Source organism: Desulfotomaculum sp. 1211_IL3151, from assembly GCF_036763075.1.
In the GTDB taxonomy this organism is placed as follows: domain Bacteria; phylum Bacillota; class Desulfotomaculia; order Desulfotomaculales; family Desulfotomaculaceae; genus Desulfotomaculum.
On sequence record NZ_JBAIYV010000039.1, the window covers coordinates 84,768 to 108,482 of the forward strand.

Here is a 23,715-nt window from a genome sequence, read left to right on the forward strand (position 1 = left end):
AACATTTGTAAAAAAGAAGTTGACGAGAGTGGGGTATACTTTTATAATTATACCTAGATATACGATGCATCGCATATCAATAGTAAAATAAAGGTGGATAATTTAGATGAAGGTCAACAAAGAATTGCTGAAGGGCAGCACCGTCATTTTGATTTTAAAATTGCTTGATCGCAATCCTATGTATGGGTATGAGATGATTAAGGAGATTGAAACTGCATCTGGCGGAGTACTTGCTTTTAAGGAAGGCACACTTTACCCCATTTTGCATTCTTTAGAGGCGGATGACATGGTGGAATCTTATTGGTCTGACGCTAATGGTGGCCGCCATAGGAAGTACTACCGCATCACTGAAAAGGGTCGTGATCAGCTTAAAGAAAAATGTAGTGAATGGGTGGTATTTCGGTCAACGGTAGATAAAATTTTGGGGGAGGCAATTGTATGTCATTAGCGCAGAACGCTAAGGTGCAGGAATATTTGAATAATGTTTGTACCTATATAAAATGGGGTGAAGTGCATGAGCAAGTAAAGTTAGAATTGCTTGCCCATATTGAGGATTGTGTATTGGAGTATACTGCTGAAGGTATGAAGGAGCAACAGGCTATTGAAATGGCTATTAGCAGAATGGGAGATTCGGTGGCGTTGGGTAAACAGTTACATCAAACCCATAAACCACCCATTAATTGGCTGCTATTATTAATCGTAGCTATGCTAGCAGGGATGGGGTTATTTACACTGTATTCGGTAGAAATACAAGGTTTACTAATGAGACATATATCCGTATCTGTTTTTACTAATAGTGTAGTTTATGTTGTTATTGGCCTGGCAGTACTTTTAGGTCTGGCTTATTTTGATTACCGCAAACTAAAGTTTTATGGATGGCACTTGTTTGCTGGTACCATGTTTGTGTGGCTAATGCTGTTGGTGTTTGGTGGGACTATGGTTAACGGTAAACCATATTTGAACTTGGGGTTTATCAACATTAATTATGTTGATGTGACTCCAGTGCTATTGGCAGCGGCCTTGGCCGGCATTTTTTTCAACACAGACTGGTCTAAACCCAATTGGTTTGTTAATACCGTATTATTGCTGCTAGTGCCGAATATCCTTTACTTAATGAGTTCTTCATGGAACACCGCAGTTATATATACAGTGATGTTTTTAGTATTAATGTTGTTATCCGGCGTAAGTAAAAAACAGCTGGTGGGCATTGCAACAATACCAATTGGTGTGTTTGTATTTGCTATCGTTACCGAGCCATATATGTTGAAAAGAATGTTATCTTTTATTAACCCTTATAATGATCCTGCGGGCAGTGGATATATTTACATCCAATCAATTGAGACTATAAAATTGGCAGGGCTATGGGGACAGGGGTTTACCTTTGGGGGGAATTTACCTGAATTACATACCGACATGATCTTTTCGTATATAGTATATACCTTTGGTTGGGCTGGCGGTGCAGTGGTTACTATGTTAGCACTATCCTTAATAGCAATAATGATAAGTGCGGTTAAACAGATAAAGGATAGTTTTGGCCGACTGCTGGTTAGTGGGCTAACTAGTATTCTAGCATTGCACTTTATCTGGAGCATATTAATGACTTTAGGTTATGCACCCATAAGCGGTATCAGTTTGCCTTTCTTTAGCTACGGCGGTTCCCAAACGGTGATTAACATGGCTATGATGGGTATGGTATTAAGTGTATATCGGCGAAAAAATTTATTTACTAGTCCTAGTCCCATTACCATTAACTAGCAATCGCACATCATATGGCTAATACGAATTTGGCACTGAGACTGGCAATGGTATCCAGAGTACTATGCAAATTTTCATTACTACTCGGCGAACAGGATTCCTGCAGAGCAGGTCTCCTGTTCACGAAGGTACCCGGTACCTCTAAATTTCGGCAGGTTAGCAGGTTAAAGGAACTTGAAAATAGGCGGGAAGAGTTAAAGTCTCGTATTGTGAATATTATGATAGGTTTGAGCCACAATTCCGATTGTTGAGAGCCACACACAATGAAGTGCACCCCCTGATAAGGTTTATCGGCTTACCTTCTTGGCTGGCTAATACCTGGTACGCATTGGCTATAAAATACGTAACAACTTCATAAAAACTCTTGTACGTATTTTTAAGAGGTGTGCATTTCTTAAACAAATGGGCAGGTTAGTTCAATAAAAAATTAAGGATATTATGACCACCCTTTTGTTAGAGCCGGGTTAGTGTAGCTCAGCTCCACCCCATTCAACAACCGTAAAGCCTTTTCGCACAAAACCATTGATAGTCTGTTTATCTATTTCAAGATAATTGTCCAATGGCTTGAAAACCATAAACACTCTAAGAATAGAATCGGGCTTTGGGTAAACATGTATGGGTGCAAGTTCTTCATATTCTTTTTGGGCAAAATGAATAAGATTATACTTGTTATCTACCATCTGAGGCAACCAATAAACAATAAAATCATTATATTCCCTTGGAGTTAAGCCCATCTTAGAGAGGGTCTCTTGTAAAAACTTCTTCGTATCTTCACCTTTAACTACATACCCCTTTGATAAATTCCAATCATTAAAGTTGCTAACACCTTCCCAAAATAAATAAGAGTATTCTTTACTATCCTTAATATTTAATAAAGTGCCGTCTGGCTGTGCAATTATATGCCAACCATTGTTATATTCAGGATATGTAACCTTAAGATAACCGTGAAAATCCAACTTTACAGAAACCCTTTGTTCTGAAGTAGGGTATAAGTAAATTATTGGCTTTTTTATCTGAATTTCGAGTTTTTCCTCATGTGCCAACTCCTTTAATAACTCCTTAATCTCCGTTTGTTTTGCCCAGTAAGATACGGTTTTAAGATTAACAGTACGTTGAACCTCAAAATCCTTACCTGAGTTGATAATGGAAATGTCTCTTCCGTTTTTCAGGATTATTCTGATCCCTGCAGAGGGAGTACTCCCTGCGAATTCTTTATTCTCTGTTATATTAGTTAATGAATTAAACCATAGAACGATTTTTTCAAGTTCTGCTTTAGTTGCTGTTCGGCTTACGTGAGAAGGAATGTCTCCCCGAAGTTCGATTTTAGCCACCTCATTAATCGATATTGGTTCATGAGGGCTAGTGTTTTGCATTTTCCAAGCTAAAGCAAAAGCTATAATTATTATTGATAGGATAATAATCTTCTTCATTTGCATGTTCCCCCTAGTTAATATTTGTAAATTAGACGATTTTTTAGACCAAAAGGTAACAATACAACCAGAAAATCTTGTTGCATAGTTCATTCAAATCGCAACAAGATACACAAACCAGTTAGTGAATATTTCAACCATGCGGCGATTTAAGGTGGTGGAGTAATGGAAAAGCCAATACTTTTCAACACGGAAATGGTTAGAGTAATACTAGCAGGCAAAAAGACCCAGACGAGACGGATTATAAAAAATTGTATTATATGTGATGGAAACCTAGTAATGAAAAAATGGGGCATAGACGATACTGTTAGCCCAAGTAAACGAATATTTGGTGTCTCAGCATTACCTAAGCATGCACCATATCAGGTTGGTGATATTCTTTGGGTTAGGGAAACATGGGTTGAATATTGGCATAATGGTGAATTTGAGCATTACAGATATAAGGCTAACGGGGTGCATCCAGAAGAACATGTAAATTGGAAGCCATCAATCCACATGACGCGGGACGCTGCAAGGTTATTCCTTAAAGTGACAAACGTCAGTGTTGAGAGATTACAGGATATTACTGAAATGGATGCAAGGGCGGAAGGTTGCTTCTTGCCGTCATACGACATAGAAAGTGGTGAATTAGTAGGCAGCAGCACGACACTATTTAAAATAGTTTGGGACGGAGTTTACGGTAATTGGAAAGATAACCCTTGGGTATGGGTTATTGAGTTTGAGAAGATTTAGTTCATAACACAACAAAAGAACGGAGCAATTTAATTTAAGTTTACTAGTACAACAGGAGGCGGTTATATAAAGGCTAACGTAAAGTTTAAATGCTATAAGAAAGAATAATACTCAGTCAGATGAAGCAAAGCCTAGTATGGATTAACCTTATTTAATTGTAATATGGAGAATATCACACCTTTTTTTGTTAAACGTCCTAAAGCTTATCAGTGCCTGTGTAGATAGCATGGGCATTTCTTATTTTAGGAGATTTACTGGCGGGGAGAACGGTAGGTTGCGGATGACTCTCCCATTGTAAGCCCCACATGGGTCGAATGTGAGTCTTTTTTATTTAACAGAAAGGGGGCGTTGCATTGAATAACAAAAGAGAAAGGCCATCTGGAGAAACATAAAAAGCAAAGGGTGAAATTCCTTTGGTCTCCTTACCAACACCGCCATTAATAAGTATTTGCCCCTTTTAGATATTTTCAAATTGGATTTCGACAGAATTTTTAAACTTTCTGGATTCAATGATGGTAAAATATTGTTATTTTAGGTCGTTTAACTCAAGTGGGTTAAAAGATCCAAGCCCAGTCTGAAACAGGTAAAGTGGGATTTCGAAATGACTTCTTCTGGGAGTGTATCGTGAATTCTCTTAATAATAAAAAGCTATTAAACGATTTAACCAAATTTATGCAATTGCATAAATTTGGGATATGCCCAGAATATATGTCTAGGTAGGTTGATATTTATTGGCCTCTACAATTCAGATATTTATATAAGTAAAGGATAATATGCAATTATCAGGTAAAGATGGGGTTTTGTTATGAATCTGGCTGATTATCAGAGTGATATTGTGTCGCAGATTTACGCTTTGCTGTTAACCGATGAGAGGAACAGAGGAATAACCCTTCGTGGGAGTACTGGCAGCGGGAAATCCACAATTGCGCTTGGGATTAAGGATATACTTCAAGAGAACTGGATGTTTTTTTACATCAGAGGCGTAGATCCTGACCTGTCGCCCTATTTAACATGGCATATTGGTACGAAATTATATTCAAAAAGCAAAATAAACTTTGCTAGTAGAATTTCATTTGGTGTTAATACGTTACCAATTCCCTTGTCCTTCCAATTTGGAGGCGATATTCCTAAAAAGGAAAAGACGAATTTTATCTTATCCCCAAGCGAAGAGGCTTTGCTTACCAATATTAAAAAACAGGCAGAAACAAACAAAAATGTCCTATTCGTCGCTGATGACTTTGACCTCTGGGATATTCCATCCAAGCAGTTCCTCCAAAAAATTACACTACCAGAATTAGGATTAATGGCCGATTACCGTATAATCATCTTATTCATATCTCACGAAAAGATATCATGGGATAACGGTTTTATATGGTCAGACTTGTTTATTCCTTCGATAAGTGATGCCAACTTACTTTCTATACTACATCAGAAAGGATATACTTATCCTTTTAATTTAAACGAAATTAGGGCTTGCGCTGGTAATGACCTGTCACTCATGCTTATGGTAGCAAAATATTACGAAAATAACGAAAGTGGCCCGATTATGAACTTCAACGAGATTATAGACAGGCGATATAATGATCTCCCAGAACGTGACCGCCAGGCATGCAGTATATTAGAACCACTTTCTATAATTGACGCCTGCTTCTCACAATATGAAACGGCCTATTTTATTGATGAACCATCTATCGATGATGCAGAATTGTTGTATTTGGCGGATGAGTATCTATTATTGGCTAAAGAACATGCTTTTATAGCAGGCGAGCAAAGTTATCACTTTACAAACCCCAAAATAAGGAATTATTTTAAGATGCGGCTATCGCGACGCGAAAAATATCTTCATGGAAAATTTGCACTTTATTTAAAACAAAGGCACCCTGAGGATTATTTTAATCGCGGAAAACACCTCAAACTTAGTATCTGGAAAAATGATGACAGGCTTATATGTGAAGCATGGCAGCTATTTCTCCTCGCCTATATTCGCAGATCCTCGGAACTTAATTGTAGAGAAGACGTCTACAATATTTTACCTGAAATTGAGGCTCTTTTAGAACGTATCAGTCCCTCGCATGTAGATACTCAGCGTAACGTAATGAAAAGCTTTTTAGACGGATACTCTGCCTTTTCAAAATATGAATATAGAACTGCGCTCCAGCACTTGCAAGGGATCAGCCCCATGTTGTTTAGTTCGGCTTGCCGGTCGGAGTGTCAACGTCTAATTGTTCTTTGTCATATTCAATTGGCAGAAAACCCAATTATGATCAGGCAAACGGCAGAAGAGTTATACGATGTTATTCAAGCTCCTGACTTTCGTGAGGATGAACAATATTGTCGCGCTGCGCTTGTTCTGTTAAATGTGTACACAGGTCGTTTAAATGTTCCTGATAAAGCGAAGCAACTCAAGCAGAATTTAATACAAATTATCAATAATCATTTCTATTGTCCTGAATTTTTGGAGCTTAATGCGTGTTTTAATCGCAAGTCGGCCTTATACTATACAGCAGTAGTTGCCTGCCGTCTAACAGGTGAAAGCGTTCGATTTTACCGCGAACACAACAATCGCAACGGTTTATATATGGCGCTTTGCAACCATGCCGCCAATGCAATTATATCTGGAAACTATGACCTCGCCACTCAAGCTTTAAATGAATGCCAAAACTTACTTGAAAAACGCAGAAATTGGCATTATCCAAGCCGTTACAAAATTGAAAATAATAAGATACTGCTTGACTATTTACAGACAGAATCCCAGGTTCTAGGTAATCGGGGAAAACTCATGCTCGCCGCAGAAAAGGCGTTTTTAGCATTTTCCAAAATATTAGACTATCAGGACGAAGAAGTATCCCATGTAATTTATTTAAACCATTTGGCATTTTCAATACTCTGCGATCTTCATACCTGGCCTAACCAACTTGCAGAGGCAAATCGACGCCTTGCAGATACGGACGCATACTATAAATATTATTTGCATGATCTCAATTTTGCAGGTGCTTTGCTACAAAAAAATCTCGCTAAGGCTATGTCAGAACTAAAAATATTGGAAACTTTGGATGTCCCTCTTTTGTATTCCGATGTACCGATTTTTAAGGCAAAGCGACATATCCAAGAACGTCTTTTGGTATCCGAAGAACCTTTCAAGGGAGATGCCATAGACTATAATCAAGTTGTTTTGGCGGCCTGTTCTCATATTCAAGACCCATCATGCCGTTTCTATGGACGCGGTTTTTTGCTTTCAGATCTTCAATTTTTATCTTTCTAAACCTTTTGACCGCAAGAGTGCGGATGCAATGATAGCTTGGTAGATATCGTTATAATCGAATCCGAGATTATTAAAATCAAAGGCAAATGAACTGTGCTCGGTGGTATATGGTGTTGTAGATACATCAAAAACATACGGATTCCCATTTGCGTCAATTCGAAAATCAATGCGCCCATAAACATCCATTTGTAACAATTGAAACGATTCCTCAGCATATTTTTTAATTGCGTCAATCGTTGCTTTTGTTTGAGTATCCTCTAAAGCATAGAAGCCATAATGGTTATTAGCTGATGCCTTTTCATCAAGGATTTTATTACCATATAGATTAATACCAACAGGCGGGAGTGCTGTGGGAGTTCCTCTTATACTAAGTACCGGAACTTCACATTCAGCCCCATCAATGTACTCTTGGACCATATAATTGGGCCTGTGAAACGGCTCAAACCGTTTACTTGAAAAACGGAAGATACTTGTGTTGTTTACTCCCTGGCTCGCCGATTCTGAACAGGGCTTACAAATTATAACTGTTCCCTCTGGAGGAACATTATCTTGCCATGTTCCTGCTTCCGTTAATAACCAGCTTCTGGGGGTCGGAATACCATGCGTCTGAAGTAGTATAGAAAAATAATATTTGTTGCGACATAGCGCAGAAGTTAAGGATGTGGAAGTACTATAATTTAGCCCAACCAACTCACAGAAAGCAGGAATAATCGTCTTCTTATTATTTCCAAATCCATTTCGCGCTAAGTTGTATATTAAACAATCCACAAACCGCTCCGGATGTTTCGTGTACTCTTCAATAAAGTCCAGTTCATTAAAATAAACAGCCTGAATATAGTATCCTGCACCTACAATGCCTTGATAAATTTGGTTGAATTCCTCGATTGAGAATCTTTCTGTTCCACTGCACTGGAGCTGGGCTTGATTAATATGACCTCGGGGCTGTTGTACATGGGCCAGCAAAATGATGTTTAGGGTCTTTTTATAATTTTCAATTTTATCTTGTTTCCAAAAAGGAGTGATCATTTTACCTTCCTCCATTTTGCAGGATAATTGCATATTATCCTTTATTCATGTTTACGGCCGAACGCTTATTGTGCGTTCGGCCGTAAAATTATTTTATTGACATACGGTTTCTGGGATGTTTCAGGCTTAAAATATCATTTTGCTTTTTTGTAGACACATGGGTATAAATTTGAGTTGTGGTTATAGAACTATGTCCTAATATCTGCTGTATGTAGCGTATATCTACATCTTCCTCTAGTAATAATGTTGCAAATGAATGCCTAAACATATGAGGGGTCAAATGTCTGGCAATATTTGCTTTTTCGGCATATTTATTTATGATTGCCCGAACGGATTGTTCAGAAAGCTGCCTATTTCCTCTGTTTATAAACAAAATTCCCGCGCTTTCAATATGTTGGATAAAAGCTGCCTTATACTTCCTGAGAGCCTTTAGCACGTCAGGATTTGCAATAGTAACAACTCTTTCCTTTGCTCCTTTGCCAAAAATGCGAATTTGACCGTTTGTTAAGTTGACATCATCTACTTTCAGTGAGCATAGTTCCGAAACCCTCATTCCGCTTGCAAATAATAACTCTAAGACTGCTATATCACGTAAACAGGTCTGCTTTTGATAAGGAGTAAGGTTTTCATTTGTAGCCTCAACATAAGCGGATTTTAGAAGTATTTCGATCATATCGAGAGAAATCGTTTTAGGGAGAATCTTTGGCTCATGAAATTTTAGGTTAATTTTGGAGAATGGATTCTCCGGAATAATATCTTCATATTCCATCCAATTGCAAAAAGCCTTGATGCTGGCGATTTTTCTCTTTACCGTTTTTGGCATATATTTTTTGTGCAGATATGTGGCGTATTCCAATAAATTATTCTTAATTAACTTTCGGTCAATAGCCTCCAGGAAGTTTAAAAGCTGAGTAATGTCAATTCGGTAGGCCTTTAGTGTTTTGGCACTCAGGTTCTTTTGGTGTTTGCAGTGCTTGAAATAACGTTCAAAGAGTAATGTAAAATCCGGCATTCATGATCCCTCCGAAAAAATAGTTATAGGATATAATTGTGAATACATTTTTGGGAATTGTCTCCCGACTTTAGAAAATAGAAGGTTTAAAATTGTCGAAAGACCTGGAAAAACTCGGTCTTTGATTTCTTTGTTTTTGTTAAGAAACCCCTAAAGTCAGGTATCCCTCTTCAACTAAAAAGTAAAAGATTTTGTTACAGCGTTTGCGGTCAAAGGTTTTAAGTCATTTTTTCTTCTTCTCGACACGATGAGACACCTCCAAAAACATAATGTGCGCGGCTGATCACTTATCGCACCACGCATAAAGATGTACGGGCGCACACATCTTGATCAAAATACGACCAAAACACAACAAAAAAGACTTGCAGGTAAAAACCCACAAGCCTTGAAATATAACGCATTGGTGTCGAAGGAGGGACTTGAACCCTCACGAGTCTCCTCACACGCCCCTCAAACGTGCGCGTCTGCCGATTCCGCCACTTCGACATGTCTTAATCGCAAGTGTTATTATAGCATAACAAAAATGACTCGGCAAGAAGTTTGTTGAAAGAAATTTTTTAAATGTTGGTAGAAACCCTTTACCAACAGTGATAAACATCACCTTAGGAAGGTGACTGGGATCATATCCGGAAGTACTCCTTTTTAGTATTCTAAATGCAAGAGATAACGAAAGAGGGGGCGGGAATAATGACGGTGAAAAGGGATAAGTGGATGAAAAGACGCAGGGAGCTAATGGATTCGTGTGGTCAGTGTGTGGGCTTTAGGGCTAAGGGGTTAGCACTGCCGACGATGGAAGAAGGGCATGTTTGTCAGCCCAATGAAGCCTGTCCGACACATTGTCCCGGATTTCAGATGGATTTTGCTGAGATTGCCCAGGAATTGTCCGGGGATATTACGGAAGTAGCAGTACCAAAGGAAAGCGAAGCCGAAGTAAAGGTCCCTGTCGATAAATCGGCCAGTGCGGTATATTGTAAAAACTGCGGCAGATCCGATGATACTGGCTATCTGTTGCCGATGCGGCATAAGGGAGAAAGCACCTGGATATGCACGAAGTGTTTACCCAGTTTAATACATGGATAATAATGAATGCAGGGGCAATGTCCCTGCATTTTAATTATTTGGTATAAATTAGATATTGCAATTCTAGGTAAAATGGTTCACAATATTTATGTTTGCTTATTTTCATTTTGTGAATTATATAAGGTAGGGAGTGATACCCTTTATGAGAAATTACGATGTAATTGTTGTGGGTGCTGGTCCGGCAGGTATTTTTACTTGCTACGAACTGAGTCTAAAGGCACCGCAGTTAAAAGTGTTGCTAATAGAAAAAGGCCGTGATATTTACAAACGATTTTGTCCGATTTTGGAGAAAAAACTGGTTAAATGTCCTCCACCAACCTTAAAGAAGGATCATGCAGGGTGTATGCCTGCCTGTGCGGTGACCAATGGTTTTGGTGGGGCGGGTGCGTATTCAGATGGTAAGTTTAACATTACCACAGAATTTGGTGGTTGGATGACTGACTACATGGCACCCTCAGAGGTCCTCGAGCTAATTAAATATGTAGATGGAATTAACCTAAAGCATGGTGCCACCACGGTGATATCGGATCCCACAACCCCCGCGGTCAAGAATATAGAAAAACTTGGTCTGGGTGCTGGGTTAAAATTACTAAGGGCCGAGGTACGGCACCTGGGTACAGAACAAAATTTGGAAATTCTCAAGAGTATTTTTGAAACTTTAAAAGATAAAATTGATATGCAATTTGAGACTGAAGTTGAAGATATTATTGTTGAAAAAAAGATTGATAGTAAATATATTAAGGGAATCGTAACTAAAACGAAAGAGGAAATTTATGCCAACAACGTAATTATTGTACCAGGTCGGGATGGTTCAGAATGGTTAACAGGCATTTTTAAGAAACATAATTTAGAAATGACCAACAATCAGGTGGATGTTGGGGTTCGTGTGGAGACCCTGGATACCATCATGGAAGAGATTAATGAGCATCTGTATGAGGGTAAGTTTATTTATCGGTCTTCCACTGGCACTACCGTAAGAACCTTTTGTAGTAATCCCTCGGGTCACGTGGTTATTGAAAACCATAGCGGGGTGATGCTGGCAAACGGCCATGCCTATAATGACAAAAAACTGGGCAGCAATAATACAAACTTTGCCCTGTTGGTATCCCATAAGTTTTCCTACCCCTTTGATAAACCCATTGAGTACGCCAAGTCCATTTCCCGTCTGGCCAATGATCTTTCAAATGGAAGTGTGCTGATTCAGCGTTTTGGGGATATTCTAAAGGGGCGTAGATCCACTGAGAAGAGAGTCCAGGAGGGGTTTCTGGAACCAACCCTCAAGGAAGCCGTTCCCGGCAACCTAAGTCTGGTACTGCCCTACAATACAATGAAAAGTATTATTGAAATGATTCAAGCCTTGGACAATGTGACACCTGGTATTGCCTCCGAGCATACACTTTTATACGGTGTGGAAGCTAAATTTTACTCTTCTCGCCCTCAATTAAACGAAAAGTTTCAAACGGAAATTAACGGGTTATATGCTGGTGGCGATGGTGCGGGAATTACCCGTGGCTTAGCCCAGGCAGGTGCCTGTGGAGTGAGGATAGCTAGGGATATTGCAGAAAGGTTAGTATAACTTTAGAAGTGTTAGGAAGGGCCATGGGTTTTCTGATTATGTCATACTTAAGGGTTATTAGACCATGGCTCATGGCACAGTGTCCTTACCAAGTTCTCCGAAAGCTTAAGGCTCATGGCTGACGGCTAAATTAAAAGGGAATGCCCTTTGCTACTGGAATAATGGAGCATAGCGGCATTCCCTTTTAAAATTGCTCTAAAAATAATCCTCTTTTATATCTTTGCCCATTTCCTTTAGACTGTTGATGAGGTCACGAATGACATGGTGTTTATAGGCATAAATGGCCGGGACATCGTTGCAGTAAAGGGCTTCATTTTGAGCCCTGCCCACCATAATATGGATGATATCGGCCTTTCTTAATAGGGTTGTTAATCTGCTGGCACCATCCTTGCCAGCCTTGAGTTCGTTTAAACCGGTGTTTGCTTTAATATGCTCCAGTGTTTGCACCAGAGTGACAGCACCTTCGGTAATTAGATCAATGCCTGGCAGCATGCCCACAGGGGGGATGCCCTCGACAACCGAGGAAACGTCCACAAAAACCTTTCTGCCCAGTACACGTCCCACAATTTCACTGGTTGTTCCACCACAGATCACTTTGGCCCCTGGGGCTTCCATCAGCTTACGAACCACCATCCGGTCGTCCTCCTGGTTTTTTGGGGGGCCAATTAGCAGCGTTACATGAATCGGATGCCTTACTTTTACAGCCACCACGGTCACGTCATCCCCGGGTTTTTCTCCGTATAGGGAGTTGCAAAGGTTGGTAATTTCATTGGCCCAATCGCAGGCGGATTTTTCCTCGGCATAGGTGTCCTCAATAAACCGGCTCATACGATCCCAACCCCAGTTGACATTCATGTGTCCGCTAATTCCTGCATTGAGGACCCCGTCTGAGGTTAGAACCAGCCAGTCATGCTCATCCACGTCAAATTCATATTCCAGAATCTTTTTGCCAGCCACCATTCTTTCTTCTCGCCGAGGCGTAAAAAGCGTGTTCTGGTTGCCAATAAAGACGTCCGGGTTATCGTATTCTACCAGGTTTAGTCTGCCGTTATTTTGCACCTGCAAAATGGAAAAGGTGCTGTAAGCCGCATTAATTACCTTATCAATGGGCAGGGTTTTAGCCACCGTATCAATGACTTCATCGATGTTGCCGCCCATTCGGAGCATACTGGCTGCGGTCTTGGTAGTAAGGCGGGACAGGATATTAGCCTTAACGCCACTGCCCAGTCCATCGGAAAGCACCACGATATTTGCTTGATCGGTGCGAACAATTTCCACACTATCCCCACAAAGTTCTTCGCCATATTTTTTTAATTGGGATACGCCAATATCTAAACTGATTTTCATAGCGGCACCTCCCTAAAGATCTTCTTGCCGCATTAATTTTATTAGTTTCCCCAATTGAACCTTGGTTTCTGCGGTTGCTTCTCCCAAAAGTCCGGCTATTTCCTGGGCCACCATCATTTGTTTTTCAATGACTTCCTGGGCCTGTTGAATGGTTTGGCTTTTCATAAGTTCATACTGTTCTTTGTGTTTTTTCTCTGATGTGATATTGATAAAGATTCCTACCACCACATCTGTTCCCTTGACCGGGAAGAAAATTTCTCTGGTTACGATGCCAAAATTGGGGTAGGTACTGGTAGTATTCATCATTTTACCGCTTTGCATTACCTTAAGGAAATTGGTTGCTGGTATTAGGGATAAAATTCTTTGACCCACCACTTCGGCAGCGGTGCATTGAAAAAGTGTTTCTGCGGCGGAATTGATCTCCAGAATATCTAAATCCTTGCCCACCACAATAACGGCATTGGGCATGGCGGAGATAATTCGGTTGGACATTGACTCGGCCCTTTTTCTCATATAGGGTATGCACATTTCTACTTCTGCCTTACCCTGATAAACGGCCACCGCTTTATCCCGGCAGGAATCATAGCCGCAATTACCACAGTTAAATTCCTGGGCCGGGGAGTTTTTACCGGTTCTGGCCAGGATGTTTTGAATTTCTGCTTCGCTAGGGTAGATTTGTTCTACTTTCCGATTGATGAAATCTCGTTTTAAGGAGATTTCCGGCAAGCGAGTGTTGTCAATTTCAAAGACACATTCTCCGGATGAGTTGTAATAGTGCAATAGCTTGCGCTGCCGCATGAAGAGGCTTTCTTCACGACAGAGGGACAAGGGGCCATTGATACAGCCACCTTTACAAGCCCAGAGTTCCATTAGCTTGGGTGGATTGATTATCTGGCCTTGACCCAGATGTTTAATAAACTCGATACAGCTTTCCATGCCGGAAATGGTTAGAAAGCTCTCACCGGCCTGTCGCAGTTCCTCTGCCACTGCCCAAATGACCCCTCCCTCTACTGGGTAAATGCGATTGTGACAGGGAGAAAAACTATCAAAATTTGAGGGAGTTAGTTCTTCCATAACCACCTCTGAGTCTTGGATCCATTGCCAAAGTTCATGAAAGTCAAGGAAATAATCGATACTATCCGTTAAGCCCAAAAGCTGTGCTTCATCTCGTTTGGCTGCACAGGAACCGATGTATACCACCTTAGACTGGGGTTTAAGGGATTTAATAACCTTACCCTGGGCAATCATGGGTGAAACAATGGGAGCCAGCATAGAAATAAGTTCGGGATAATGTCTTTCGATTAAATTTACGATTACCGGACAGTAACTAATTAAACGGGGGTGTTCAAAACCCATATCCAGATATTCCTGGGTTACCAGGCTTGCCCCAATGGAAGTTTCTTGAACTTCGCTAAAGCCCAGTGCCTTTAAAAGGGTAGGTAACATATCTGGTTCTTTGAGGGGAAGGGAACCCACAAAGGAAGCAGCCACCACGGCGATTACCGGGGTTCCTTCGGCCAATAGCTGTTTAACCTGCCTTAGGTCAGAGATAGGTTTTTTCGCCTTCTGGGGACAGGCTAGAATGCACTGACCACAGTGGACACACAGTTCATCGATAACCTGGGCATGAAATCTGCCTAATTTACCCGTATTCATTTTTATGGCCTTTAGGTTGCAATAACGAACACAACGATAGCAATCACGACATTTTGCTCCGGTATAGATTAATGCCATGCTGACACCTCACTTTTTTTCGGTCATAGGCCATGAGACATGGTCTTGGGTGTTAAGTAAAGATTTCAACTCAAAAAGAAATTATCCTTTAAACGGGCTGAATAAAAGCTTGTTTTCCAATAAATAGAGTAGTAACATAACACTAAGGAAACGATTTTTGTATCAATAGTTTACCCTATAACAAGAAATACCTGGAGGCGATTATTTTATGAAGAAAAGGCCTATTGCGGTTATTCTAGCAGCTTTATTGGGGTTAGCAGCATTCTTGGGTTATCAATATTGGAAAACCCCCGGGGATGCTGCGCTTACAGCCAGCGGTACCCTAGAGGTAACCAAGGTGGAACTGAGTGCCAAGCTCCCCGGTACCATTGGAACTCTATCGGTTGATGCCGGGGAAAGGGTTTTAAAAGGACAGTTAATTAGTCAAATCATCAGAAATGACCTGATTGCTCAAAGGGAGAGGGACTCATTGGGAGTGCTCAAGAGTGAAGCCCAATTAAAGGATCTTACCTCCGGAGCCAGGGAGCAGGAGATAAATGAAGCTGCCTCCTACGTTAAAATCGCTCAGGCTGCCTATGACAAGGCCGTGCTTGATCATCAAAGGGGGGAGGTTCTGTGGCAGGAAGCTGCCCTGCCTCAAGAACAACTGGAAAAGCTGCAAACGGATCTGGTGATCAAAGAAAATCAATTGGCCTCAGCCAAGGCGAAATTAAGTCTACTGGAAGCTGGTAACCGACCAGAAACAGTGAAAGCTGCCCAAGTGGAATTGGAACGCTCCCAGGCAGTATTAAAGGCCTCCGAAGCATTACTGGCAGATACGAAGGTTTTTTCTCCCATTAATGGGACGGTATTATCAAGGAACCGGGAGCCGGGGGAATTTGTGCAAGCCGGGGCATCCCTGGTCACTGTGGCGGATTTAAAAGACATGTGGCTAAGGGTGTATCTGCCCACCGATGATCTGCCTAAAATTAAACTAGGTCAAAGGATTTATTTTACGGTCAGTGGCAGCAGTGAAAAGTATCAGGGTGTCATTGAAGAAATTGCCTCCCAGGGGGAATATACCCCCAAAACAATTCAAACCGCCAAGGAGCGAACCAATATTGTCTATGGTGTGAAAATCCGAGTTAGTGAACCGTCTGAAACCCTAAAACCTGGTATGCCTGCTGATGTGGTTTTCAACAGTGGGGTGGAGTAATGATAAGCATTAGGGAATTAAGTAAAACATTTGGTTCGAACCAAGCTGTGGCAAAGGTATCACTGGAGGTTCAGGGCGGAGAAATATTTGGCCTGGTGGGTCCCGACGGTGCAGGTAAATCCACCTTAATTCGGATGATTTGCGGTCTTATTACACCGGACAGTGGCAGTGTGGTGTTATCCTTGCCGGAACCTACCCCAGAGCGAGGGGCATTTGGTTATATGCCCCAAAAATTTAGCCTGTATGGTGATCTTTCGATAATGGAAAACATTAATTTTTTTGGTTCTATGTATGGGCTCAAGCAACAAACCATTGGTCAGAGATCGGAAGAAATTTTGCAACTGACGAACCTCCTTTCATTTAAAACAAGACTGGCAGATCAGCTTTCCGGCGGGATGAAACAAAAATTAGCTTTAACCTGCGCCTTGATTTCCCAACCAAGTCTGCTGGTTCTGGATGAACCAACCTATGGGGTTGACCCAGAATCAAGAAAGGAATTTTGGAAAATCCTTTATCGGCTAAACAAGTCCGGCATGACTATTTTAGTTTCCACCCCCTATATGGATGAGGCAGAGCTTTGTCAAAGGGTGGGTTTTATGAATAATGGACGACTGGCCGCAGTGGATACACCGTCCAACCTAAAGGCAAACTTTCCCTATAAAGTACTGGAGATAAAGGCCGCCAGCCGTGAGCCGGAACTCTTTAAGGATTTTAAGTATGTTTTAGATGCCAATTTTTATGGTTATAAATACCAGGTTGTGGTTGAGGATGCAGCCATGGCCGTTAGTGAGATTCGTTCCTTCCTGACGGCACGTGCTATTTCTTTGGAGTCCATCGGTGAGGTGGCACCGACCATGGAGAATGTCTTTGTGTCCATGGAGGAGGGGGTGGTTTAATGGCCTATGCGGTGGAAACCTTTGAATTAACAAGGAAATTTGGCAGCTTTATCGCGGTTGACAGGTTAACCATTCAGATACGTCCTGGTGAAATTTATGGTTTTCTGGGTCCCAATGGTTCCGGTAAGTCCACCACCATAAGGATGTTGTGTGGTATTTTGGAACCAACCTCGGGCAGTGGCAGAGTATTGGGCCATGATTTAACCCAGGAGGCAGAGAAAATTAAAAGCCGTATTGGCTACATGTCTCAAAAATTCAGCCTATATGATGATTTAACCGTTCAGGAAAACCTGCATTTTTATGCTGGTTTGTATAGTGTGCCCTATCGGCAACGGAGCGTCAGAATTCAAGAGATGATAGAAATGGCTAATTTAAGAGGCAGAGAAAAAGAATTGGTTGCGAATCTAAGCATTGGTTGGAAGCAGCGTTTGGCCTTGGGCTGTGCCATTTTGGCCAAACCAGCCATCTTATTTCTGGACGAGCCCACCAGCGGCATCAGTCCCACCAGTCGTAAGATGTTCTTTAATACCATTCAACGGTTGGCCAATGAGGGAACCACTGTGATGGTCACAACACACTTCATGGACGAAGCGGAACGCTGCAGCAATATTGCCTTTATTTCCGAGGGACAGTTAATCGCCAACGACACACCCGATCATTTACGTCAGCATGTGTTGGAGGGGGTCATGGTGGAAGTGGCTGTGGAAAATCCCATGGATAAGCTGCAGGCCATTGAGGAACTTACCTATGTAAAGGAATGTTCTGTGCATGGTTCTCTTTTGCATGTACTGCTCCGTACAGAGGAGCATATACCGCAGCTGCAAGAGTATACAGCCGGTATAGTCAGGAAGATTACGCCGTCCTTAGAGGATGTTTTTATCGCTTTGGCCGGTCAAAGAAGGGAGGGGAAGGCCATTGAGTAGGATATTAGCCATTTTGTATAAGGAATTTTTACAAATGAAAAGAGATCGGCTTACCATTGGTCTAATTTTTATGCTTCCCCTGGTACAGTTACTGCTCTTTGGTTACGCCATTCAAACCGAAGTCAAGCATATACCCACGGTGGTTTTTGATCAATCCTTATCGCCTGAAAGCAGGAAACTTTTAGAGTCCTTTCAGGCTTCGGGATACTTTGAGGTTACCCAGGTGGCCGGCAGCTATGACAAAGTGACTCAGATGATTGACCAGGGTGTCGTTAAGGTTGGGGTGATCTTTCCGCCGGATTATGCAAAAAACGTCAGGAAAGGGGCAGCGGCACAGGTACAGGTGTTGGTGGATGCCACGGATAGTATGGTTTCCAATTCGGCCATTGCCACAGCCAATGCCATTAGTCTGATGGAGTCCCAAAAAATCCTCATCGAAAAAATGGGTCATATGCAGCCTGCCTATGACATTCGGGTAAGGCCCTGGTATAATCCGGATGGCATTACTGCCTACTATATGGTACCAGCCATTCTAGGCATTATTGTTACAATGACCATGGTTATGATGACCTCCATGGGCATTGTCCGTGAGAGGGAGCGAGGGACACTGGAGCAGCTGATGGTCACGCCCATTAAATCCTATGAATTGATGATTGGCAAAATCATTCCCTACATTGCTTTAGGTTACCTGCAAATTACCGTGGCCTTGCTAGTAGGGGTTGTGGTTTTCGGCGTCCCTATTCGGGGCAGCCTATTGCAGCTTTACCTATTAACGCTGTTCTTTATTACAGCTTCCCTGGGGCTTGGTGTTTTTATCTCCAATATTGCCAAGACTCAGATGCAGGCCATGCAAATGTCCTTTTTTGTTCTGCTGCCCAGTATTTTGCTATCTGGTTTCATGTTTCCCCGGGAGGCCATGCCTGTTTTCATTCAATATCTCAGCAACATCATTCCCCTTACTTATTACCTTACCATCATCAGGGGAATTGTTTTAAAGGGCATTGGTTTTTCTTATTTGGTTCCGCAGGTGTTTTCCTTGCTTATCTTTACAGTAATACTGATGACAGCAAGTATCCTGAAATTTAAGAAGAAGATTGTTTAGTAGTGCGGGGGGATTGGATGGGTACAAGGGAGAAGATTATTGTCCTTTTCAGGGAATTGGCAGAAGAAAAGGGTTTTTACGGGGCCACGGTGGATGAACTGGCAGCCCGTAATAATATGAGTAAGCGTACGATTTATCGTTATTTTAAGAGCAAGGAAGAAATCATCGCGGCGGTGATGCAGCAATTTATGGCTGATGTAGAACAAGAAGTGTTTTGCGTACTGCAAAGTGCAGTAAATCCCATTGAAAAAATCACCCTTTTTGTTAAACTGATTTCTGAACGTCTACGAGTTCTATCACCCAGGGTTTTAAGTGAATTACAGCGGCATTATCCGGATATTTGGGAACAAGTGGAGCAGTTTCGAGCGGAAAAAATTAAGTACCTGATTCAAATCATGCTTGAGGGAAGTAAAGAAGGATATTTCAAAGAAATAAATCCTACCATCGTCACGGCATCTCTCCTAGCAACGGTCCGGGCAGTGGTGAACCCAACCTTTGTGGTTGAAAATAACCTAACCATTGAAGAAGCCTTTACAACTGTACTGAACACCTTTTTATACGGAATTGTATCGAATAAGTAAGGGAACGGCCTCGACCGTTCCCTTACTTGTTTAAAAATGAAGATGGCGGTAGGCTTACCACCACCAATCGAATCATTTCTACCATAGAAGTGGGGCCAGGGCCGCTTTATCCTAGTATTTTGAGTTTGCCAAGAAGCTAATTCAATTTACCAGGAGCCCGGCAGAGAATTTCTGGCCGGGCTTTTCCATTTGCCGGCTGATTCAAGCTTTCCGAAGAGTCCCCGGTAGCTTGTCCATACCACGGTTAAGGCACCGATGGAAAAGTAGAATAACGGATACCAGGGAACCCAGAAAAAGCTATGGTAAAGCTTGCTATCATACTGGTGATTTGTCAATAGTGCAGCAGCAAATTGGACTAAACAAATAAAACTGATCACAGCACCATACCAGGCGGGAAAAGGGGACAAGCCGAGGGGTTCTATACCTATTAAAAAAGTAATAAGCCAAAGAAGTGTGCCCAGCACCAGGCAAAAGGACCAGACATAACTAATGACAAAATCTAAATAGACTGGCCAGAGTCTTCGCCAGTACCAACGGCTAAAGATATTTTTGTGGCTTCGTAAGAGATGCCACCCCCCTAATGCCCAGCGGCACCGTTGCTTCCAAAATTCCTTAAATGTTCTAGGAGCCTGGATATAACCCACGGCCCGGGGTTCAAACCAAACCTCGTAAAAGCTTTTTTGAATAGACCAGGTAATATCGATGTCCTCGGTGGCGGAACGGGAGGAAAAACCGCCAATTTCCTTTAGTACATCGGTACGAAAGGCAGTAAGACAACCAGATATCGTCAGCACCCGACCCAGGGAACGTTGGGAACGCTTAATTAGCCCTAGAATTGAAGCAAATTCCGCTGTCTGAAGATTCTCCAGTGAATTATCACGATTATATACCAGGGGATTTCCTGTTACAGCACCTAAACGGGGCCTGTAAGTAAAGGGAGCCACTAGCCATTTTATGGTATCTGTAGTAATCAAAGTATCCGCATCAATAATGACCGTTATTGGTGTGTGAACAGCCCCTTGTAAGCCACAGTTTAATGCCATCGCTTTACCCTGGTTGTTTGTTAAACGCAAAAGATGGAAAAAGGGAACTTTGGGCAGCCATTTACGGATTAGGTCAGCCGTATTGTCGGTGGAGGCATCGTCAATAAAAACGACCCGAAGGTCTGGGTAACTTAGCCTGCTCAAAGCATCACAGGTGGCATCCAGGCTGACTGCTTCGTTGTGGCAAGGAACCAGGAGGGTTACCGCTGGCCAATCCCCAGGGAATTTTATCCTTTGTTTTTTCCTCTCCTTATACCACCAAAAAAATAAACCCCCGACAATCCAGATAACACTCATGATCACTGGATAGAGGAATGTGAAGTAGCCAATGGAGTAGAGAATATTCTGCAAAGGTTTATGCTCCTTTCCGGGGCAGTTTTAGCCATCAGCCACCGGCAAGTTAAAGGGCTATCCTTCCTTAAACTGAGGGCTGACGGCTGATGACGAATACTCGGATCAAAGACTCTTTCCTGCCAATTTAAGGCAGGTGACTGGGTTTCGAGTGGCCTGTACTGTCGTTTGTCTTTGATAAAATACCTTTTATAGTTATAACGGGCCCAGAAAATAAAGAAACCAAGAACCATACTGGACCAAACTGTTATTAAGAGCATGGCCTGTACAGTTGATAAAACACTGCGGGGAACAACTAACTCATGCCACCACAGCTTACCAAGCAACCACCAACCCAGGGCAACCCAGACCCAGCCCACCAAACTAATAAAAAACGCCCAGGCAATGAAGGTTGAGATCGTTCTTCGGTTAAATATTTTTTTTGCTAGGATAAAGAGTTTTTTCATCTGTTTTCTCCGTGTAAGTCCAGTATATATGTCAATTATACATTTATTTATGCTGTTTTTCGTCAGTTAAGATCTGCCAAAAAAGGGAAACAATTCGTCCGAGGAGTGATTAAATTGGTATGTCATCCTGAGCGTTAGTGAAGGATGACAAAGTTATCGGTTCAAGAAAGCATAATTTCCAATAGAATAAAAAGCAGGCCTGTTTTGCTAAACAGACCTGCCAAATTTTTTGGTATTTAGTTCAAATGGCGCAAGCACCCCTGTAACGATCAGCTTGTTTGTTGCTTCGTATCATACAAATAATAATACATCTTCTGGTTCCATTGTACCCGCCGGATATATTGTCTGGTTTCCATGAAGGGGATCTGGTCGATGGTCTTTCTTTCGCCGGTCCAATGCTGTTCATTTAGCCAGCGTGTTACGTTGCCTCGCCCGGCATTATAGGCGGCAATAACTAAAACTGGGTCATTTTTAAAGCCTTCAAATAAATCGGCCAGATACCAGGTGCCGAGACGAATATTGGTTTCCGGGTTGAAAAGTTCCTCAGGTTGCAAGGGTTCTTTGCTAATTTGTTGCGATATCCAATTGGCCGTGCTTGGCATAATCTGCATAAGTCCCCGGGCACCCTTGGGGGAAGTAGCTTGGGAATTAAAATTACTTTCCGTCTTGATAACCGACACGACCAGTAAGGGGTCTAGCTGATTGACCTCCGAGTAATGATAAATCAATTCCTGATGCTCAAAGGGGTACCACGAACGTCCGATTTCTTTGTGACTAAACCACAACAGCAACAGTAAGGCCAGCAGCAGGAGTCGTCTTTTTATTCCCTTTCTTTTTTTGCGTCGTAAAATCACCTTGATCACTCCTGCAATTATTGATGGCCTTGGGCCATCTCCCAAAGCTTTTAAAGCGGAAGGCTATACTAATTATATACCAGTAAATGGTTAATAATGATTAAAACCTACTAAATTGTCCCATAGAGCTTTTATTTTTTCTTTTACCCGCTCTGGTGAATTCGAGTTATTAATAATGACATCCGCATGTTTCATTTTTTCTTGCTGAGGCATTTGGCTGGCAATGCGCCCCTTTGCTTGCTCCAGGGAAAGCTCGTCCCTTTGTATTAGACGATCGATTTGTACCCCTTCGTCAACTGTCACTAACCAAACCTGATCCACCCATTTGTGCCAGCCCACTTCGATGAGGAGGGGCACCTCCAGAATAATCACCGAAGAGGGGTCGACCCGGGAAAAATATTTAATTTGTCGTCTTATTTCTTCCTCAATACGGGGATGGGTAATGTGTTCTAATTTTTTTCTGGCCTGAGGGTCATTAAATACAATGGCCGCTAATTTTTCCCTATCTAATGTTAGATCCTCATTTAAAACACCCGACCCAAAGGAGGAAACAATCTCCTTTAGGGCCGGGGTGTTTGGTAAAACAATTTCTCGAGCTATCCGGTCGGTATCAATCACTTTGGCACCTAAACTTTGTAAATATCTGCCCACTGTACTCTTGCCACTGGCAATATTGCCGGTTAACCCAATAATCATAAACCACAACTCCTTAACTGACAAGAATCATTTAATTTTAAAGATACCTAAAATAATTAGGATGCAGCCAGGCAGCATTGCCAGTTGACGACCCAGGGAACTGCAGGCGCAATATTTTCCTATTATTAAACCGCAATAGGTTAGTAAAATGTGTCCCAAGCCCACCACTGTGGCTGTTAAAGGGATACTAAAACCAAACATGGATACTGCAAAGCCTGCACCAAAGGCGTCCATAGACAAAGCAAGACCTAAGAGCAAGGCTTCGCGGGAGGAAATGACACCGGATTTATCCAGGTCAGCCTTGGCAGGCTCTCGCAAAATTTGAATTACTAAACCCAATGATTTAATACGGATTCGCATTACCGTTCGTTCAAGATCAGATAAATCATCGGTACTCTGTTGTTTGGTATCCTTGACAGATTGAATGAGAATCCAAACTCCAACCAATAACAAAAGTATACCACCCAGTCTGTGGGCAAAGGTTGGTGAAATTAATTGTGAGACCATTTGTCCTGCGGACATTGAAAAAACAATGGTTATTACAGACATACCGCTAATAATTAGCAGTGACAAAAATGGAATACGAATTTTTCGTATCCCATAGGCTACCCCAGTGCCCAGGGCATCCATGTTTAGGGCCAGGGCAAAGGCAACCAAAGCGAGCAATTCCATGA

Annotated in this window: 21 protein-coding genes and 1 tRNA gene; 11 read left to right on the forward strand and 11 right to left on the reverse strand. The window is 41.9% G+C overall.

Annotation, left to right across the window (positions count from 1 at the left end):
- Positions 1–106 precede the first annotated feature (106 nt).
- Together V6C11_RS10370 and V6C11_RS10375 are read left to right on the forward strand one after the other, a co-directional pair.
- Positions 107–448, forward strand: a complete 342-nt coding sequence (locus tag V6C11_RS10370; protein ID WP_333531089.1) for a PadR family transcriptional regulator — start codon at positions 107–109, stop codon at positions 446–448.
- Entirely contained in the window at positions 439–1,755 is a 1,317-nt protein-coding gene (locus tag V6C11_RS10375; RefSeq protein ID WP_333531090.1) for an FtsW/RodA/SpoVE family cell cycle protein, read from the forward strand. The genes V6C11_RS10370 and V6C11_RS10375 overlap by 10 nt, the downstream gene beginning before the upstream one ends.
- 464 nt (positions 1,756–2,219) lie before the next feature.
- Here the strand turns inward: V6C11_RS10375 and V6C11_RS10380 are convergent, their stop codons facing one another.
- Positions 2,220–3,185 carry a hypothetical protein gene (locus V6C11_RS10380; protein WP_333531091.1) on the reverse strand — a complete coding sequence of 322 codons (966 nt, stop codon included), beginning with the start codon at positions 3,183–3,185 and terminating at the stop codon, positions 2,220–2,222.
- A 165-nt stretch (positions 3,186–3,350) separates the two neighbouring features.
- On the opposite strand from V6C11_RS10380, the gene V6C11_RS10385 reads away from it, so the two are divergent.
- A complete protein-coding gene (locus V6C11_RS10385) occupies positions 3,351–3,917 on the forward strand; it encodes a hypothetical protein (protein ID WP_333531092.1) in 567 nt (188 codons plus the stop codon).
- 805 nt (positions 3,918–4,722) lie between these two features.
- The gene (locus V6C11_RS10390; protein WP_333531093.1) at positions 4,723–7,179 is read left to right on the forward strand and encodes a hypothetical protein; all 2,457 of its coding nucleotides are present in this window, start codon (positions 4,723–4,725) and stop codon (positions 7,177–7,179) included.
- Here the strand turns inward: V6C11_RS10390 and V6C11_RS10395 are convergent.
- From V6C11_RS10395 to V6C11_RS10405, 3 genes are all read right to left on the reverse strand, one after another.
- On the reverse strand, positions 7,168–8,205 hold the full coding sequence (locus V6C11_RS10395; RefSeq protein ID WP_333531094.1) for a hypothetical protein: 1,038 nt from the start codon (positions 8,203–8,205) through the stop codon (positions 7,168–7,170). The two genes, V6C11_RS10390 and V6C11_RS10395, sit on opposite strands and share 12 nt — an antisense overlap.
- 88 nt (positions 8,206–8,293) lie before the next feature.
- On the reverse strand, positions 8,294–9,217 hold the full coding sequence (locus tag V6C11_RS10400; protein ID WP_333531095.1) for a tyrosine-type recombinase/integrase: 924 nt from the start codon (positions 9,215–9,217) through the stop codon (positions 8,294–8,296).
- Between the two features lie 401 nt (positions 9,218–9,618).
- Positions 9,619–9,703, reverse strand: a tRNA-Leu gene (locus V6C11_RS10405).
- Positions 9,704–9,904: 201 nt separating this feature from the next.
- Here V6C11_RS10405 and V6C11_RS10410 point away from each other — a divergent pair.
- Positions 9,905–10,297, forward strand: a complete 393-nt coding sequence (locus tag V6C11_RS10410) for a hypothetical protein (RefSeq protein ID WP_333531096.1) — start codon at positions 9,905–9,907, stop codon at positions 10,295–10,297.
- A gap of 142 nt (positions 10,298–10,439) precedes the next feature.
- Positions 10,440–11,873, forward strand: coding sequence for an NAD(P)/FAD-dependent oxidoreductase (locus V6C11_RS10415; RefSeq protein WP_333531097.1), 1,434 nt, complete (start codon positions 10,440–10,442; stop codon positions 11,871–11,873).
- Between the two features lie 195 nt (positions 11,874–12,068).
- On the opposite strand, the gene V6C11_RS10420 is transcribed toward V6C11_RS10415, so the two are convergent.
- Positions 12,069–13,220 carry a SpoIIE family protein phosphatase gene (locus V6C11_RS10420; protein ID WP_333531098.1) on the reverse strand — a complete coding sequence of 384 codons (1,152 nt, stop codon included), beginning with the start codon at positions 13,218–13,220 and terminating at the stop codon, positions 12,069–12,071.
- Positions 13,221–13,232: 12 nt separating this feature from the next.
- A complete protein-coding gene (locus V6C11_RS10425; RefSeq protein ID WP_333531099.1) occupies positions 13,233–14,954 on the reverse strand; it encodes a [Fe-Fe] hydrogenase large subunit C-terminal domain-containing protein in 1,722 nt (573 codons plus the stop codon).
- Positions 14,955–15,162: 208 nt separating this feature from the next.
- Here V6C11_RS10425 and V6C11_RS10430 point away from each other — a divergent pair, with 208 nt between their 5' ends.
- From V6C11_RS10430 to V6C11_RS10450, 5 genes are read left to right on the forward strand one after another with little or no spacing between them, the layout of a single operon-like run.
- Positions 15,163–16,149 carry an HlyD family secretion protein gene (locus V6C11_RS10430; protein ID WP_333531100.1) on the forward strand — a complete coding sequence of 329 codons (987 nt, stop codon included), beginning with the start codon at positions 15,163–15,165 and terminating at the stop codon, positions 16,147–16,149.
- Entirely contained in the window at positions 16,149–17,045 is an 897-nt protein-coding gene (locus tag V6C11_RS10435) for an ABC transporter ATP-binding protein (RefSeq protein WP_333531101.1), read from the forward strand. The genes V6C11_RS10430 and V6C11_RS10435 overlap by 1 nt, the downstream gene beginning before the upstream one ends.
- The gene (locus V6C11_RS10440; protein ID WP_333531102.1) at positions 17,045–17,968 is read left to right on the forward strand and encodes an ABC transporter ATP-binding protein; all 924 of its coding nucleotides are present in this window, start codon (positions 17,045–17,047) and stop codon (positions 17,966–17,968) included. The genes V6C11_RS10435 and V6C11_RS10440 overlap by 1 nt, the downstream gene beginning before the upstream one ends.
- A complete protein-coding gene (locus V6C11_RS10445) occupies positions 17,961–19,070 on the forward strand; it encodes an ABC transporter permease (RefSeq protein ID WP_333531103.1) in 1,110 nt (369 codons plus the stop codon). Before V6C11_RS10440 ends, V6C11_RS10445 begins: the two co-directional genes overlap by 8 nt.
- 17 nt (positions 19,071–19,087) lie before the next feature.
- Positions 19,088–19,651, forward strand: coding sequence for a TetR/AcrR family transcriptional regulator (locus V6C11_RS10450; RefSeq protein WP_333531104.1), 564 nt, complete (start codon positions 19,088–19,090; stop codon positions 19,649–19,651).
- 146 nt (positions 19,652–19,797) lie between these two features.
- On the opposite strand, the gene V6C11_RS10455 is transcribed toward V6C11_RS10450, so the two are convergent.
- From V6C11_RS10455 to ytaF, 5 genes are all read right to left on the reverse strand, one after another.
- The gene (locus tag V6C11_RS10455) at positions 19,798–21,045 is read right to left on the reverse strand and encodes a glycosyltransferase (protein ID WP_333531105.1); all 1,248 of its coding nucleotides are present in this window, start codon (positions 21,043–21,045) and stop codon (positions 19,798–19,800) included.
- A complete protein-coding gene (locus V6C11_RS10460; protein ID WP_333531106.1) occupies positions 20,994–21,491 on the reverse strand; it encodes a hypothetical protein in 498 nt (165 codons plus the stop codon). The genes V6C11_RS10455 and V6C11_RS10460 overlap by 52 nt, the downstream gene beginning before the upstream one ends.
- Before the next feature lie 269 nt (positions 21,492–21,760).
- The gene (locus V6C11_RS10465; RefSeq protein ID WP_333531107.1) at positions 21,761–22,345 is read right to left on the reverse strand and encodes a lytic transglycosylase domain-containing protein; all 585 of its coding nucleotides are present in this window, start codon (positions 22,343–22,345) and stop codon (positions 21,761–21,763) included.
- 90 nt (positions 22,346–22,435) lie between these two features.
- Positions 22,436–23,041: a dephospho-CoA kinase gene (coaE, locus tag V6C11_RS10470; protein ID WP_333531108.1), complete on the reverse strand. Its 606-nt coding sequence runs from the start codon at positions 23,039–23,041 to the stop codon at positions 22,436–22,438.
- Between the two features lie 27 nt (positions 23,042–23,068).
- Positions 23,069–23,713, reverse strand: coding sequence for a sporulation membrane protein YtaF (gene ytaF, locus V6C11_RS10475; protein ID WP_333531109.1), 645 nt, complete (start codon positions 23,711–23,713; stop codon positions 23,069–23,071).
- Positions 23,714–23,715: the final 2 nt, after the last annotated feature.